Below are 16,594 nucleotides of genomic sequence, written 5' to 3'. Positions count from 1 at the left end.
GCATCTCTCGCTTCAAAATGTGTTGCATCAAAACTAAGGTGTTCCTCTTCAAGAAAACCTTCTGTAAAGGCAGCTTGAATAAGTTCATCGTGCATGCGATCTAAGACATCTGATTGACTAATCACGTCGACCATACGTGAATACGAGGCTTCAGATGGCACCGTGTCCGAAACTAAAAAGCCACAATCTAAGCGAAAGACGAAATCATGCGTTAATCGATTGACCAAATCTTTAACGGTAGGGATACGCTCGACAATGCGGATCATCAATGATTGAATCATCGCACCGTAGTTTAATTCTCGTGGAGCACCACGCATCGTCTTCTTTCGAAATAGTTGAAAGATTGGCTGCACATCGAAAGTGGCTAAAATAGCATCAAAACGACGAGAACTTTCCATTTTCAATAATTCACGGATGTCAAATAGGCTCATTTGTTTTACAATAGTCATGAGGCATCATTCCTTTTCGGTGGGTTGTTTAGTCGCTACCATTATACCGAATTTGGGGAGGTGCCTCATTTTTATTTAATTTTAGCCCTTGATATTAAAGGGATTAGAATTATGAAATTAACTCAATTGTATTATAATAGAAAATATTTTTCTCAAGCTTTTTATATTCTCTTTCGATAAGCTAAATATTCTAAAAATCTCTGCGCTGCAAGTGACAGGGATTTTTGTTCTCTCATCGCAATTCCCACATTTCGGAAAGCAGGTACATCAAGCTCTTTTGCGATAATTTGGTAAGGAATCCGTTGTAAGATTAGTTCTGGTAATATACTGATTCCTAACCCGTTTTCCACCATTGACATAATGGCATAGTCATCCCATGTTGTAAAAGAAATTTGCGGCGAGATTTGATGATGCTCGAAAATTTCAGAGATTTCCGCTTTTGCTCCCTTTTCTAATAACATAAATGGACTATTTAATAATTCATTGATTGGAAATTGATCGCAATCAGCAAGAGGATGATCTTGAGGAATGACTACCAACAAACGGTCTTGCTCCACAAAGATTGTTTCCATTTCAGCCTTTGTTGGCAGTCGTAAAAAACCAAAGTCGACCCGTCCCTCGATAATCCAGCTTTCAATTTCCGTATAATCCCCTAATAGCAACTCGAAATCAATCCCTGGATAATCCTGCTTAAAGAATTTGATCATATTAGGTAGCCAATGGGTCGCTACACTAGAAAATGTACCAATCCGGATGATTCCTGATTGGATATCATGTAAGTCTTCGATCTGCATCATTAACATTTCATGCTCATTACATATACGCTGTAATTGGGGCAGTAACTTTAAGCCATCAGAGGTTAAACTGATTCCAGCACGACCTCTTTCAAAAAGGGAAATTCCCCATTCTGATTCTAAATCGTTTATCATACGGCTGATGCCAGACTGTGTATAGTTTAATGCATCGGCAGCTTTTGTAAAGCTCCCATATTCTACTGCTTTGACAAAGGCCATATATTTTTGGATATTCATAATCCTATCTCCCTTACATGCCATTTTGTAATACATAACATGACAAACATTCAATTTTGTAATACATATGAGTATGCTATGCTATTCCCATTACAAAAGCAAGTTGAAAGGGCGTGTTAGAAAAGGATGTTTTAGCACCTAATAGCTAAAAGACACCTCTTAAATTGCGATAGGTTAGGGGGAGTAGATCATGAAATCTAAATTTCAATTTATTGTATCAATGATTATTTTCGGCACAATTGGCTTAGTTGTGCGATACATTGATTTAGCGGCGAGTGAAAGAGCTTTACTAAGTAGTTTCCTAGGATGCTTATTTTTACTCCTAATCTTCTTCATAATGAAGAAAAAAATATCATGGAATTTAGTGGAATCGAATGCTTTATTTTTGATTCTCTCAGGAGTTGCATTGGGAGGGAATTGGATTTTTCTCTATCAATCCTACGACCACACATCACTTGCCAATGCTACACTAGGATATTACTTTGCGCCAGTGTTTGTAATGATTCTTTCACCTGTTGTACTACGGGAACAATTATCCATCAAAAAAATAAAATGCATTGTCGTAGCAATTATTGGTATGGTAATGATTGTAGGAGAAGGGGTGAGTGCCACGGAATCAGATGATTTTCTTGGACTTATCTTTGGATTAATTGCAGCAGCTTTTTATGCTGCGTTGTTACTTTTAAATAAATTTATTAAAGAGATGGACAAGCTGGAATTGACCATTATTCAACTTGGAACGACTGCATTATTACTGCTGCCCTATGTGTTTTTAACAGAAGGTTTTGGCATCCTTGAATTATCAAGGGCATCTATTCCTTTTATTTTAATTTTAGGTATCGTTAATACAGGGATTGGATTTTGGTTATTTTTCTCGGGAATGGAGAAATTGAAAGGGCAGAGTATTGCGATGCTCAGTTATGTAGATCCATTTGTAGCCATATTGATTTCTGCAATGATATTACAAGAACCAATGACCCTCGTTCAAATATTTGGAGGTTTACTGTTATTAGGCTCCACATTTGTGAGCGAAATTAGATCGCTCAACTTTTCAAAACAATTAATGTGAATTTTTAATAAAAATAGTTTAATGCTTCAGGAGGATTACTAAATAAAAAAGGTTTATTGAAAATGGAATCGGTTATAAGTCCGATGTATTTTTTATGTATGGATTTTTACGCTTTTTATTGGATGTATACAACCATCCTATTCCCTTTTGGAAAAGCGCATTTTTGGCTAAAAATAATTGGAATATGGGCTGCTATTGTGACAGGGATAGTAGAAGAAGTAATTGCTAGATATGTACTTGTGGACTGCTTATTTACAATTGTTTTTTCACCTATCTTGCAAATCCTAATTTTTGGGTTACTCTTTGGAATTGCTCATAGTACTTTTAAGAGGGGAGTGGAAAATTGCGTTCCCTGTTCTTATTTGTACGGCAATCTCAGGAAGCCTTCTCGCAACTTTTTACATAATGGCTGGAAGAAACACTCTTGCTCCAATTGTAGCTCATATTTTGTTTAATAGAATAATTAAGCCATGGCTAATGCTATCAGCTATTTCTGGAAAATAGAATCGTAAATAAGGGGAAATTTAGTTGTAAAAGTCTATTAACTAGTTGTTGGAAATGGTGTGAATCCCCTATGTATACAGGCGTACTAGCAGCTCTCTTATTGGTATATGCCTTTACATTCAGATCAATCATCGAACTGTTTTTCTAATGATTTTAAATGGAAGTTTCACGTTATCATGAACGAAATTAGCCTATTCCTCATAAAATAGAGAAGAATGACTGAAAAGGGTGAGGGGCTATGTTAGTAAAGAGTACAGAAAATGAAGATCATCGCTGGGACATTGACCGTTGGGAAAATGATGGTGGGAGAAATTTTTATGTACCTTTCTAAAAATAATGAAACTAATTTTTAGGTTGTCCGTATAAATAGATAAGTTTATTGAAAAAGGAGCACTATATTTTGAACTATTGAACAAAGCAGTTATTGTTTGTGATTTACTTGATTGTCATTGCAGATGCGTATTACACAACCTTGTATATGGAGCCAAAAACGCCGCCGCAGCACCAGACCATTAAAGCGTCTGTCATTACATGGATTGAAGTACGGTAGCAAACCTTACCAAAGGAAACCGATCATCAATCCACAATCGAGCTTCTTGCAATTTCTTAAGAAACGATTCTTTCAAAAGCATTTGACTGTACATCCAGTCTTGCAAAAATTAGCTTTACGCTACGAAATTTTACGTTGCTAAGCTATAAAAATAGGGTTGGGGATCACTATTGCCCCAATCCTATTTATTTGACATTTGGTAAAATAATCGATTATTACTAAACATTGAAGGGAGATGGGGATGAAAGATAAATAAATCAGCTTTCAATCATGTGAATGTCCTCGATTGGATGCTTACAAAATGAGCATTATAAAGAAAATTAGAAAGTGATATTCCATTTGCCTTACGATTTAGCAGCTAGTTCAATAAATGCTATAGCTCTAAATGAGAGACTGGACTTTCCGCAAGCAAATGGGCTTTTTACGTATGAAATAATAAAAGCATCTATTCGAGTGAATGGATGCTTTGTTTTAATTTAGAACAGCTAAGTTTAAATGTACGCTGATATTCTTAAAGCATATTTTAGTACCATAAATGCGAAAGAAATACTAATAGGTCATTACATTTTTAAATATATCTTTGATGTCGATAATGAAGTCATCATAAAGCGATACTTTAAACGTGAGTACAACTTCTGCTTTTTCTTCCTCTGTCATTTCCGACCAATCCCAATCAGGAATAACGGTATAAACATTATCTAGGTCGTATTTGCTGTCTTTTAATAAATAGACCTCAATAGATTTAGCGACAGGGTCAATAATCCAATATTCTTTCACCCCATGTTTTTCATAGAGCGCTTTTTTTCGTATTTTGTCATGGCGTGCAGTCGAGGGAGAAAGTACTTCGACCATTAAATCGGGTGTACCATATATGCCGTTTGGTTTCATAATATCGGGGTTACATACAATCATGCTATCAGGGATCACCCTATTTTTTTCATCAAGGTGAACGTCCACACCGTCCGTAAAGTAGCGGCACTTTTTACCGTCTAAATACTTATCAAACACTACAGCTAAATTGGTAATCACTATGTTGTGGTTAAGTGTCGGGCGTGGTGACATCATAATCGTTTGGCCGCTGACTATTTCATAACGAGGTTCTATAAATTGTTCGTTCGCCTTCATTTCCTCATCTCCTTTAACGTCCATTTATTTTATTCGTATCATCGCATATATAAGATATTTATTCTACTGATAGGCAAACAAGATAATTCAATCACCCGCTCTCACGGAAAGTAGGTGCTTTTTTGTGGTTTCTTTTACATATGAAATAACATCCTCACTCACACAATTTAGAGACTCGCCATATAACCATAGACATGTTTTCGCTTTTAGGAATTTTATCCATTATTGCGGGGAGAAAGTAGTGCATCTTTTTTGATTTACTTCCTTGTCAATTAGATCAGGAAGGCATCATAAAAAGAGCGTGGCTACGTTTATTATATTTATTGTGGAACAAGAATAATAAGCTGAGCGCTATAAATGTAATCTTAAAATAGTACCTATTCTATGGTATATAGCTATTTTTAGGGAGATGAAATTGTAAGTGATAGTGAAAAAAGTATATAATGAAAACTTGATGTAAAGGTGCTTGAAATGTATTCTTTCAAAAGGACTTTAGTGAAATGAATATATTAGGTACGATAACTTAAGATACAAGGGGACTTGGTGAAGATGCCAGAGATAAAAAAGAAACAACATTACGTTCCGCAGTTTTATTTAACACAGTATAGTGGCAAAGATAGAATTAACGGTTTTGATAAAATTTTAAAAATCAACCAACCGAATACAGCAGTAAAAAACCTTGGACATGAGAATTATTATTATGATTTGCCTGACGAGTTTGTTCAAAGCGTTCAAAATGGAACAAGTAACTTAGATGAATTAGTTAAGAAACATATTTACCCCACCTTTGAGCCAAACAACTTTGATAAGCAATTTTTGGAAAACTATTTTAGTGAACTTGAGTCAACAATCGCTCCTAGATTTTCTAGTTTAATTAAGAAACTTGATGCACAGCCTCATTTATTACAAACATCTTTTGATACTATTATTTCTGACGATGAAAAGGAAAAAATTGCTGACTTTTTTGCTTTACAGGCAATTCGAGTTCCTTCATTTCGTCAATTAGGTGAAAAGGTACGACCGCTACTTAAGAAATCGTTACCACCTTTTCTAGCATCGTATATAGAAGCTACTGATTTCTTAGATGATAACCAGCGTCTATTCTATCATCTTGCTAGCGGAATTTTAACACGTCTATCCTTACACTTTATTGAAAATTTCCATTGGCAAATAGCCGTCATCGAAACACCACAAGAATCTCCAATTCCACATGTGGCAAAATCACATGTTACTGCAGAATTTTTATTATCAGATAACCCTGTTGTAAACATTAAAAACATTCCAAATAATGATATTCATAGGTTATCTTTAGAATTTGCTCTACCATTGAATAGTCGATATTTATTGCTACTGCGAGAACCTAATTTCCCATTTGGGATGCCAACAAATAGTGTTTTTGAGGCAATACCTAATGATGTGCGTATTTACAATGATTACCAATTGAGATTCTCCAGCCGAAAAATTTTTTATAATCAATCCAGCAGTAAAGCAAAATTGGAAAAGTATTTTAAACTTCCGTCAACTTATACACACAATGCAGATAAATTTGCTGTTGTTACTGGTTAAATGAAAGGCGGTATACTTTATGTTAGGATGTATTGTTTTTTTATGCTAAGGATATTGTGAGCAAGAATGATAGGCTGTTTATAAAATGTTTTTGTACACCATCCCAAAAAACAAATAAGCCACTTAGTCCCAATAAAATAGAGTAGGCTAAGTGGCTTCAAAGCATTGTGGTTGTGAAATGAAAGTTGTACTTTTTATAATGGCAATCATATATTTCTATACACACCACATATAGTGACCAGCCCTAAAATAAGGCTGTTACACAGTGGAGCGAGCTGTTTCAAAGCATTATTGACATGTCAAGTGAGAACTTCATATACTCACTTGACATTTGGATAAATCATTGTAGCTGGGTCTACATATTCATCGAACTGTTCTTCTGTAAGTAAGCCACTTGCGATGGCTGCTGCCTTTAAGGTCGTGCCTTCTTTGTGGGCCTGTTTTGCGATTTTTGCTGCGTTTTCATAGCCAATATATGGGTTTAATGCTGTGACAAGCATTAATGAATTTTGTAAATTATGATCGAGTACTTCTTTGTTTGGCTCAATGCCTACTGCACAATGGTCGTTAAATGATTTTATTGTATCTGCTAATAGGCGAGTTGATTGCAAGAAGTTGTAAATGATAACTGGTTTAAAGACGTTTAATTCAAAGTTACCTTGAGAAGCGGCGAAGGCAATCGTTGCGTCATTTCCAACTACTTGCGTGACAACCATTGTCATTGCTTCACTTTGGGTAGGGTTTACTTTACCTGGCATAATAGATGAGCCTGGCTCGTTTTCTGGGATCGTAATTTCACCAATACCTGAGCGAGGGCCACTTGCTAGCCAGCGAACGTCATTGGCAATTTTCATTAAATCCGCTGCTAAAGCCTTTAATGCACCATGTGCCACAACAGCTTCATCATGACTTGTTAATGCATGGAATTTATTTGCAGCCGATGTAAATTGTTTACCTGTTAGCACACTAATTTCCTCAGCAACACGATCACCAAATTCAGGGTGAGCATTGATTCCTGTACCGACCGCTGTTCCACCGATGGCAAGCTCCTTCATATAGTCAATATTTTGAATAATCATATGCTCTGATTTTGCCAGCATGGCTGCCCAGCCACTAATTTCTTGACCTAATGTAAGAGGTGTCGCGTCCTGTAAATGCGTACGACCAATTTTAATAATGTCCTTAAATTGAGCTGCTTTATCTTCCAAAGTTGCTTTTAGTAAACGTAGTCTTGGTAATAAATAATCTTCCACTTTTAAAACAGCCGCAATATGCAAGGCTGTTGGGAATGTATCATTTGAACTTTGTGATTTATTGACATCATCATTTGGGTGAATACGGTCCGCTTCACCAGCATCCTTTAATAGTTGATTCGCACGGTGAGCAATGACTTCATTCACATTCATATTGGATTGTGTACCACTACCAGTTTGCCAAACCACAAGAGGGAATTGATCGTCCCATTGACCATTTAAAATTTCATCTGCAGCCTGCACGATGGCATTTGCTTTAATATCGGAAAGCTTGCCTAATTTATTATTCGCAATCGCAGCACTTTTCTTTAAAATAGTCATTGCTTGTACAAGTTCGATTGGCATTTGCTCTGTACCAATTTGGAAATTTTCTTTACTGCGCTGTGTTTGCGCGCCCCAAATTTTATTAGCAGGTACTTTAATTTCACCCATCGTGTCTTTTTCAATACGATAATCCATGTCAAAACAGCTCCTTTAGTATGTAAAGTTCTCCCCATGTACAGATAAAAACGGATACTCTTAGTCTGATGTAAGAATATCCGTTTGATACATGCTTATTCAAAAAAGAGGGGGATTCTGAATAAAGCAATTTGGAGAAAAGAAATAATCTACTGATAATGATAATTGTTATCAATTAAAAAGTCAACGATTTTGTTTAAAGAAATTTTATAATGAGAACAATTCGCAATAATCATTATAATTATTCCCGAATTTTTAAGGAATAAACTACATTTTGCTAGGCTATCTCTTTTTCTTTCCTAAATCCTTAAGCGGCTGTTTTTTAGGGATTTTTTCGAATACTACCTTCACATGAAAATTGTTGTTATCAACTTGAAGTACCTCCAACACCTTTGCCTTGCGTCCTTTAATGCGAATATCCTCTTCCACAGCAGGGAGTTTGACGAGCAATTGACTTAAAATGGACGTCTTGTTTTCATAAAAATGAGTCACAAACATTGCAATTCTCCTTCTGACTTTTGATTGTTACTCAATTTATGAGCGGAAGATAAGAGTTAGAACTTTTGAGAGGGTGGAAGACGGTGAATATAGAAGTCCGGTTACAAAAAAGTTAGAGGTGATCATAAAGTGAGGCAACCCTCTAAAAAGTTTTTTTGTATTTATTTATAATTTATTCCAATTTTTAAATTGCGCTATAAGTAGTAGAAAATAATTAAGTAATCTAAATGTAAAATGAAAGAGAAATTAACATGTGGATTTAAAATAAGCTTCAATAATGTACATTTTTTGTTTAGCAATCGGGCTAGTTTATGGAATAACGCAACAGAATCATATTGCCCTTATTTGGGAGGGATTTCTGATAAATACTAGCCCCAGATTTACTAAATCATCTTCTCCATTAAGATATGGTACTATTATTTTGCAATAAATAATAAGGTGGGTAACCAATGAACAAAACAGATCGCTTATTTGCCATTGTGCTAGAGCTGCAACGTAAAAAAATTGTACGGGCTGAAGATTTGTCAACCCTATTTGAAACTAGCGTGCGGACCATTTATCGTGACATAGAGGCGCTGAGTGAAGCAGGCGTGCCGGTCATAGGGGCACCTGGTACAGGATATTCCCTGATGGAAGGCTATTTCCTGCCACCGATCAGTTTCACGGTACCGGAAGCCGTGAGCTTGCTGATTGGAACAGACTTTATTGAACAACGATTTGATGATGATTATCGCGTCAAGGCGCAAGCCGCTCGTGGCAAACTCGAGATCATTCTACCGGAAAACGTTCGCAATGAAACATCTCGTGTACGCAACGCTATGCGCTTGCTCAATTCCGATAAACAGGCCATGCCGTCAAAAGAAAAGGAATATCTAGAAAAGATCCGTCAGGCGATATTAGACAAGCGAAAGATTGGCTTTCAATATGTAAAAGGACATGCAAATTCCGAGGGGAATCGCCATAGTGTTCGTACCGTTGCTCCCTATGGATTAGTACTCGTTCAAGGCTCGTGGATGCTCGTGGCCCATTGTGAACTGCGCCGAGACATTCGTCATTTCCGATTATCCAGAATGACGGAACTTATCGATCTGGAAGAACGATTTAAAATACCAGCACACTTTAACTTTAGAGATTATACTCCTGCGGATGATCGGCACTTACTGGTTCGTCTCCGATTTAATCTTGACATCGCAGATAAGGTGAAGGAATCTAACTATTATTACATAGAGGATATGGAAGAGCATCAAGATGGATTGGATGTGTTCATACGCGTTCGACAACTGGATGAAGTGTTGCAATGGGTGCTTGGCTGGGGAGCAGATGTGATAGTATTGGAGCCTGAATCGTTTCGAAAACGGATTTGTGAAGAAGCCAAAAAAATGTTAAAACGCTACTGACATACCGTTGTCAGTAGCGTTATTTTATAATCGGCGTAAGTAAGCATAAAGGAGTGAGAGAAATGCGAAGTAGTATATCTTACATCGGTTGGAGAGATGATAAGATACGAAATTGTATCGTTTATTTAGAATAAAATCGTTCAAAAGATAAAATGCTAATATATTACACAATAAATATTGAAGGAGATGAAGTACATGGCTACACCGCAACTCGACTTTTTATCTATTCAGGTAAGGGATCTTGAAAAATCACGTGAATTTTATCAGAATACTTTTGGTTTTGAAATTGAAAATGAAAACCCAGAAGCCTATATCTTTAAAAATGAAAAGGGCGCTTCTTTTGCCATTAGAAAACCTTTCGTTGATTTGGACAAAGCAGGCAAACTTGGATGGGGAGTCGCACTTTGGTTTTCCGTTCTTGATGTGGAAAAACGATATGATGAAGTGTATAGCAAAAAAGTGAAGATTGTGAAGGGTTTAGCAGACAGTCCCTTTGGTAAGGTGTTTATGGAATGTCAACACTAATTTGAACAAATCCTTTAAGGGCGATTTTGTTCTGAAGTGGCTTGACATGGAGCCTCTGTGGGCATGATTCTTGCGCCAAGGAACCAACTTCATAGAACTGGCTCTGCCAAACGGAGGCTATCATGCCCACCACTCCAAGATCCTGATGGATATTATATTACTCTTCACGGATAAATCCCCCTTAGTTTGTACAAAGATAAAAATGTTTTGCCGTTAAAGAGTGTGATTGTGGACAACGACAAAAGTCTAATTTCTCAGTTTTAATGCTGAGAAATTGGGCTTTTTTATTTACTTATAGGGCAAAAAAACAATTAAAATAGATACAAATTAACTCCTAAAGTGACACTGAAAGGAATCTAAGTGATCATAATAAATGAGGCGACCCTCTCAGAAAGAAAATAAGATAGAGGCAACATTTTTATTAAAGATAATCAATAAACAAAGCCCTGCGAAATAAAATCTACCTGGAAACCACTACTCAATATTGTAGGAAATCACTTAATCATTTAGGAGAAAGGAGGTCAATATCCACTTATTTTATAAAAAAATCAAAAATATGACATGGTTTTCCGTATGGTAATTGCAACTTTCGACATGTTTTTTATTTATTTCTCAGGAAATATTTCATAGGGATCTGAGGAAATGTGGGGCCCCGTCGTAAGCTATTTCAGTCAATTTATGTGTATAAGCACTTTTAATTAAAATCCGTCCATAGGGAGAGGTGGATGATGTTTAGCTCATGTGAGGTTCGTTATAATAGAGAAAAGGAGGAGACGAGATGTATTTAAAATCATGTAAGGTGTTACAGGATACCATTCCCAATAAACAGGTGTATCCTTTTAATATTCCAAGCTTGCAAGAGCTGCATGAGTTGGAATTTCCGACAAATGTCACGTTCTTTGTAGGGGAAAATGGCTCGGGGAAATCAACATTGCTTGAGGCGATTGCGGACCGCTGTGATTTCAATACGGCGGGTGGTGGTCGTCAAAATTTATATGAAGTACATAAAGCAGAATCTTCACTGGGAGAATATATCCGTTTGTCATGGTTACCAAAGATTTCGAATGGTTTTTTTCTGCGATCTGAAACATTTTATCAATTTGCCAGTCATATTGATTTGTTAGAGCACCCAAATAAATATGCCGCTTTTGGAGGAAAATCATTGCACCATCAATCCCATGGAGAATCTTTTCTTGCGTTATTTATGAATCGTTTTAGGGGCAAGGCTATCTATTTATTAGATGAGCCTGAAGCAGCTTTGTCTCCAACAAGACAGCTAAGCCTGCTGAAAATTATCAAGGACTTAGAGCACGAGGCACAATTTATTATTGCGACTCACTCACCCATTTTACTTGGCTATCCTGATGCAACGATTTATAGTTTTGATAATGGCGAAATTGAAGCGATTCGCTATGAGGAAACCATTCATTATATCGTTACGAAACGCTTTTTAGCTGCACCTGACAGTATTTTACGCGAGTTATTTGATGAGGAGAGGGAATCATGAATCAACGAAAAGGCTTAGTTATGCGGGACATTCGATTAGACGAGATGGCACAATCCATTGATTTACTCAATTATGTCTTTCAAATGTCCATGTCCATTCATAAGGATCGTCGCTTTGTGAATGCAAAAAGCAGGCAATTTAACGAGGGGCATGCCATTGGCTGGTTTGATGGCTCACAGCTTGTTTCGCAAATTTTAAGTTTGCCTTTTGAGGTCAATGTGCATGGCAAAATTTATGAAATGGGTGGAATTACGGCAGTCGGAACCTACCCTGAATATTCAGGTCATGGCTTAATGGAGGGCTTGATTATTGAAAGCCTGCAAAGAATGCGTAACGAAGAACAGTATATATCCTATTTATTTCCATATTCAATCCCCTATTACCGTAAAAAGGGCTGGGAAATTATGAGTGATATCGTGGAATTTCAGGTGAAGGATACACAACTTCCACATTATACAGGGCTCAATGGGAAAATTCGCCGCGTTGATCCTAGGCATGAGGACGTGGTTGCCATCTACGCAGGCTATGCCAAGAGAACACATGGTGTGATGGTGCGTAATAGTATTGCTTGGAATGAAAAGTTTCAGGAGGACTTTTGGGAGGAAAAATTTATTGATAGTGATGTCAATCTTCAGGCAGCGGTTTACTATGATGAAGAGGATACACCACAGGGCTATCTGTTTTATCGTATTATGGAGGAAAATTATTATATTGATGAAATCGTCTATTTGCAGGAGGAGGCACGCAAAGGCTTGTGGAATTTTGTCTCTGCACATAGCTCAATGATTTACAATGTGTACGGCAAAACAACAGGCAATGAAGCAGTGGCGTTTTTATTAGAGGATAGCGAAATTATTCAAAAGGTTTCGCCTTATTTTATGGCAAGAATTGTTGATGTAAAAGAATTCTTATTACGTTATCCATTTAGCGGCCATAATTTTCAGCTTCGTTTGGCTGTTAGTGATCGCGTTGTCGCATGGAATAACGGCACATTTATTGTGAATATGAAAGCTGGCAAGTTATCCGTCCAAAAGGTGAGTGAGATACTGGGAGAGGATGCCGTTCATTTAACGGTCCAGACTTTGGCTACAATGCTGTTAGGCTATAAACGGCCAAGCTATTTAGAAAAGATCGAGCGTTTACAGGGCCGTGCGGAGGATATTGCGCTACTAGAGGCAGTGCTACCAGTAGGTATTCCAACGTTTATTGATTATTTTTAAAGCACTACATGAGTATGAGACCAATTAGCTTGGGGAAAGCCATAACTTTAAATGATTATGGCTTTCCCCAAGCTTTCTTTAATAGCTGGACGCCTCTCTTAATTTCTTCTATCGTTAACTTACTAAATCCTAACTGTAGCATTGGCTCCTCACTTACTTGCTGGAGAAAAAATGGGCTGGTTGGGTACACCTTGACACCATAAAGTTTTGCGCGTTCGATGAGCTGCTGCTCTGAGAGCAAGGATTTTACTTTTACTAAAATATAAAGCCCCGACTGCTCGCCTAAAATCGTTATGTTTTTACCAAATTGTTGTTGCAGCTCCTGTACAAGGTGCTGCATTTTTTGTTTATAGGTCAGTCGCATTCTTTTAATATGACGTGTCCATTCTCCTTGAGCGATAAACTGAGCCATTGTGCGTTGGTGAAGGGGCGAGGCATTTTGCTCAAAAGCAGCAAAACGCATTTTAAATGCCTGTACAAGTGCATTTGGCAATACCATATAGCTTAAACGGATGCTAGGTAAAAAGGATTTTGAAAACGTGCCCAGATAAATAACGCGGGATGCATCAATTGACGTAAGGGCGGGAAATGGCTGTTGTGTATAACGAAATTCCCCATCATAATCATCCTCTAAAATATAGCCATCGACTTGCTGTACCCATTGTATTAAAGCTTGTCGCTGCTGAATGGTCATGGATACACCGTATGGGAAATGATGTGAGGGGGTGACATAGAGCAGACGTGCCGAACAATGTGCTAATTGATCAAGCTGAGCCCCCTGTGTTGATACAGGCAATCCCTCTATTTGAAAGCCATGCAATTGAAAAGCTTCACGCGCACCATTATAGCCTGGGTCCTCCAATACGATGCTTGAGAAATTTTCTTTGAATAAAAACCCTAAATATAGAAGCATTTGCTGTGTGCTGCTGCCAATAATAATATTGTCAGAAGTGGTCGCAACACCCCTTGCTTGTAGTAAATAAGGCACAAGCTGCTCCTTTAGCAATGGCTCTCCAAAGGGTTCCCCATATTTATAGCATTCAGTGGTTTGTAATACTTGATTTGCCATGTGACGCCATACTTTTAATGGAAAATACCGCTGATCAACAGCTCCCGCTCGGAAATCGACGATATATGTGGCTATATCCACTGGGGACTGGAAAATAGCGGGCTGCTCTTGCTCCTGTAAAAAAACCTGCTCCAATGCATTTACAAAATAGCCCTTTCGCCCTTCGCCACGTATATAACCTTCTGCTACAAGCTGCTCATAGGCAGTTAATGTGGTATTACGACTAACCTGTAATGTTTCCGCAAGTTTGCGAATGGATGGTAAAGAGTCATCCGTTTTTAATGTTCCCTTCATAATGAGTGCTTTGAGCTGCTGATAAATTTGTTTATATTTTGTCTCATTCTCTGTTAATAAAAAAATAAAATCGTCCATAGAGCACCGCCTTGACATGTTGAAATATTGAAAACTGTTTCTTTTAGAATGTCACATTCCCTACTATCATCATACAAGAAGGACAATCTAAAAGAAATAGGGAGTAAATATGAACATTTGTACAGTGACCCAGTAATCCGTAAAAGCAGTTGTACCATTATTTAATACCTATCGTGAATTTTATGGACAGCCCTCTGATGCTCAGGGAGCCGAGCAGTTTATACAGTAGCGTATAAATAACAAGGAGTCGATTATTTTCCTTGCTTATCAAGAGGAGGAGGCTATTGGTTTTGCACAGCTCTATCCGACCTTTTCCTCTGCAGCCATGAAAAGAGCCTTTGTCTTAAATGATTTATTTGTCGCACAAGCTTTAATGGTGCATACTGTTAAAAGCAGGATGTACGTTATAGGAGGCTTGAAACAGCCACGGATAATAGACAGGCACAAAAGCTTGGTGTGATGATTGACCAAAGCTTATATTATTATAGTATTTATTGGTGAAATCAAGCAGAGGATAACAGAGGAGTAGTTGGCATGGTTTTTTTAATAAATTAAAATATTAGTTGTTTCAGTAAAATCACTACGACCCGCAAAGCTAATTATTTAGCTGAGTAGGCCTTTTTGGTATTTAGTATTCTGTTATTAGATAGAATATGAATATTAAAAAAAGAAGAACAAAAGTACCTATAATTAAAATATTAAAGGTTGTTACATTTTCGTCATTAAACTCCGGGGAGCGATCAAGTGTAGTGGTAAATAGTTTTTGTGGAGGCTCCTCCTCAACAAGATCCTTTATTGAAATAGGCTTATTTTCAATCATTGAATCACAATACACACAAATATATAAATGGGAGCCATCTTTATGTACTTTTTTAAATGAGTTTTTAGCTAAACAATTAGGGCAACTATTCAATTATATTCTCCTTTCCTTTTTGTCCATTTTTTACCATTTCAGAAAATCTAGCATGATTTGTATAGACAAAATTTTATGGAGGTTCTTTTATAAAGGCTTTGAAGAGGAGCAAGTGCCTCATTTAGTAAGGAACTCGCTCAATAATAATCTAATAGGAGGATGGTTTATGCGATTAAGCATGGCACATCCAGCCTGCAAAAAGACCTGAAGTAAAAAAGCGCGCAATATGCTGAAAGCCCGCCTCTTTTAATAATTGCTCAATTTGCTGATCTGAAATAAAGGAAATATTCATAATCACCTTCCCCATATCTTTCACCTTTGCTTGAGGATAGCCCACATCTAAAAAGAAGCTTTGCCATATTTTTATGCGATCTTGTAGCTCAGCACTATCACGTTGTCCAAAAGCACTTACAAGGGCAAAGGGCTTACCAGGCTTTAATTGACCATGAATATTTTGCAGTAATGCTAATTTTTCTTGCCATTCTTCAATAAAATGAAGTACTAAAATACAGCTAGCAGCATCAAATTTTGTATCTGCTGATGGTAAATGATCGATCGTGCCTAAGAGAAGTTGCACACGGCTTTCTAATTGGAGCTGTTCCGCTTTATAAGAAGCGATTTGCAGCATTTCTTCAGATGGATCTACCCCCGTAAATGACCAATTAGAATTGGACTGCCCCCAGGCGGAAAGTTCATTGCCCCCACCCGCCCCAACGATGAGGATGGAAGCTTGTTGTTCCCCTAATTGCGCACGAAAATATGCTTGTACCATTGAAAACAATGTATCATAGCCCGGCACAGAGATGCGCGCGTTGTTCTCATATGCCTGTGATTTTTGAAGAAGCTGTGTGGCATCATTTTTCATAAATAGTACCTCCATTATCTTAATGGGTATATTGTAGACCTTTATTGTCTGTAATTGAGTATACATAAAAATAAATGAAATTACAAAGTAGAAGCCCTCGATTAGTTTAAATGAATTTATTGTAAATCATATAATTTTTAATATTAAAAATAAATAATTTAACGATTATCATTAAAATTTATTTGAAAATAGTGGTGTTTTCTTCTATGCTTATCATAACAA

14 protein-coding genes and 1 pseudogene are annotated in these 16,594 nt (G+C 37.1%); 8 read left to right on the top strand and 7 right to left on the bottom strand.

Annotation, left to right across the window (positions count from 1 at the left end; genetic code table 11):
- Both ADM90_RS24550 and ADM90_RS15330 read right to left on the bottom strand, forming a co-directional pair.
- Positions 1-449, bottom strand: a 449-nt coding sequence (locus tag ADM90_RS24550) for a transposase (protein WP_327037012.1), incomplete at its 3' end; no start/stop codon positions are given.
- Positions 450-610: 161 nt separating this feature from the next.
- The gene (locus tag ADM90_RS15330) at positions 611-1,480 is read right to left on the bottom strand and encodes a LysR family transcriptional regulator (RefSeq protein WP_053995826.1); all 870 of its coding nucleotides are present in this window, start codon (positions 1,478-1,480) and stop codon (positions 611-613) included.
- Positions 1,481-1,670: 190 nt separating this feature from the next.
- On the opposite strand from ADM90_RS15330, the gene ADM90_RS15325 reads away from it, so the two are divergent.
- Positions 1,671-2,549 carry a DMT family transporter gene (locus tag ADM90_RS15325; RefSeq protein WP_053995825.1) on the top strand — a complete coding sequence of 293 codons (879 nt, stop codon included), beginning with the start codon at positions 1,671-1,673 and terminating at the stop codon, positions 2,547-2,549.
- Between the two features lie 62 nt (positions 2,550-2,611).
- A complete protein-coding gene (locus ADM90_RS25570) occupies positions 2,612-3,004 on the top strand; it encodes a CPBP family intramembrane glutamic endopeptidase (protein ID WP_053995824.1) in 393 nt (130 codons plus the stop codon).
- A 1,148-nt stretch (positions 3,005-4,152) separates the two neighbouring features.
- Here ADM90_RS25570 and ADM90_RS15315 read toward each other — a convergent pair.
- Positions 4,153-4,728 carry a Uma2 family endonuclease gene (locus tag ADM90_RS15315; RefSeq protein ID WP_053995823.1) on the bottom strand — a complete coding sequence of 192 codons (576 nt, stop codon included), beginning with the start codon at positions 4,726-4,728 and terminating at the stop codon, positions 4,153-4,155.
- Positions 4,729-5,277: 549 nt separating this feature from the next.
- On the opposite strand from ADM90_RS15315, the gene ADM90_RS15310 reads away from it, so the two are divergent.
- Positions 5,278-6,294, top strand: coding sequence for a DUF4238 domain-containing protein (locus ADM90_RS15310; protein ID WP_053995822.1), 1,017 nt, complete (start codon positions 5,278-5,280; stop codon positions 6,292-6,294).
- A 320-nt stretch (positions 6,295-6,614) separates the two neighbouring features.
- Here ADM90_RS15310 and fumC read toward each other — a convergent pair whose 3' ends face one another.
- Together fumC and ADM90_RS15300 are read right to left on the bottom strand one after the other, a co-directional pair.
- The gene (gene fumC, locus ADM90_RS15305) at positions 6,615-8,006 is read right to left on the bottom strand and encodes a class II fumarate hydratase (RefSeq protein WP_053995821.1); all 1,392 of its coding nucleotides are present in this window, start codon (positions 8,004-8,006) and stop codon (positions 6,615-6,617) included.
- A gap of 282 nt (positions 8,007-8,288) precedes the next feature.
- Positions 8,289-8,504 carry a hypothetical protein gene (locus ADM90_RS15300; RefSeq protein ID WP_053995820.1) on the bottom strand — a complete coding sequence of 72 codons (216 nt, stop codon included), beginning with the start codon at positions 8,502-8,504 and terminating at the stop codon, positions 8,289-8,291.
- A gap of 449 nt (positions 8,505-8,953) precedes the next feature.
- Between ADM90_RS15300 and ADM90_RS15295 the strand changes: the two genes are divergently transcribed.
- The 4 genes from ADM90_RS15295 to ADM90_RS15280 all read left to right on the top strand — a co-directional run bounded on the left by ADM90_RS15295 (position 8,954) and on the right by ADM90_RS15280 (position 13,153).
- Positions 8,954-9,901, top strand: coding sequence for a helix-turn-helix transcriptional regulator (locus ADM90_RS15295; RefSeq protein WP_053995819.1), 948 nt, complete (start codon positions 8,954-8,956; stop codon positions 9,899-9,901).
- 195 nt (positions 9,902-10,096) lie between these two features.
- Positions 10,097-10,426 carry a VOC family protein gene (locus ADM90_RS15290; protein WP_053995818.1) on the top strand — a complete coding sequence of 110 codons (330 nt, stop codon included), beginning with the start codon at positions 10,097-10,099 and terminating at the stop codon, positions 10,424-10,426.
- A 778-nt stretch (positions 10,427-11,204) separates the two neighbouring features.
- Entirely contained in the window at positions 11,205-11,933 is a 729-nt protein-coding gene (locus ADM90_RS15285) for an AAA family ATPase (RefSeq protein ID WP_053995817.1), read from the top strand.
- Complete coding sequence (locus ADM90_RS15280; RefSeq protein ID WP_053995816.1) at positions 11,930-13,153, top strand: GNAT family N-acetyltransferase; 1,224 nt, start codon at positions 11,930-11,932, stop codon at positions 13,151-13,153. The genes ADM90_RS15285 and ADM90_RS15280 overlap by 4 nt, the downstream gene beginning before the upstream one ends.
- Before the next feature lie 55 nt (positions 13,154-13,208).
- On the opposite strand, the gene pdxR is transcribed toward ADM90_RS15280, so the two are convergent.
- Positions 13,209-14,594: a MocR-like pyridoxine biosynthesis transcription factor PdxR gene (gene pdxR, locus ADM90_RS15275; protein ID WP_053995815.1), complete on the bottom strand. Its 1,386-nt coding sequence runs from the start codon at positions 14,592-14,594 to the stop codon at positions 13,209-13,211.
- Positions 14,595-14,703: 109 nt separating this feature from the next.
- Between pdxR and ADM90_RS25160 the strand changes: the two are divergent.
- Positions 14,704-15,095: pseudogene (locus ADM90_RS25160) on the top strand (GNAT family N-acetyltransferase).
- A gap of 584 nt (positions 15,096-15,679) precedes the next feature.
- Here ADM90_RS25160 and ADM90_RS15265 read toward each other — a convergent pair.
- Positions 15,680-16,372: a class I SAM-dependent methyltransferase gene (locus tag ADM90_RS15265; protein ID WP_053995813.1), complete on the bottom strand. Its 693-nt coding sequence runs from the start codon at positions 16,370-16,372 to the stop codon at positions 15,680-15,682.
- Positions 16,373-16,594 lie beyond the last annotated feature (222 nt).

The sequence above is a fragment of the Lysinibacillus macroides genome (genome assembly GCF_001281525.1).
GTDB lineage: Bacteria > Bacillota > Bacilli > Bacillales_A > Planococcaceae > Lysinibacillus > Lysinibacillus macroides.
The sequence above is the reverse complement of the archived record's forward strand: the minus strand, read 5'-3'. Positions and strand labels throughout refer to the sequence as shown.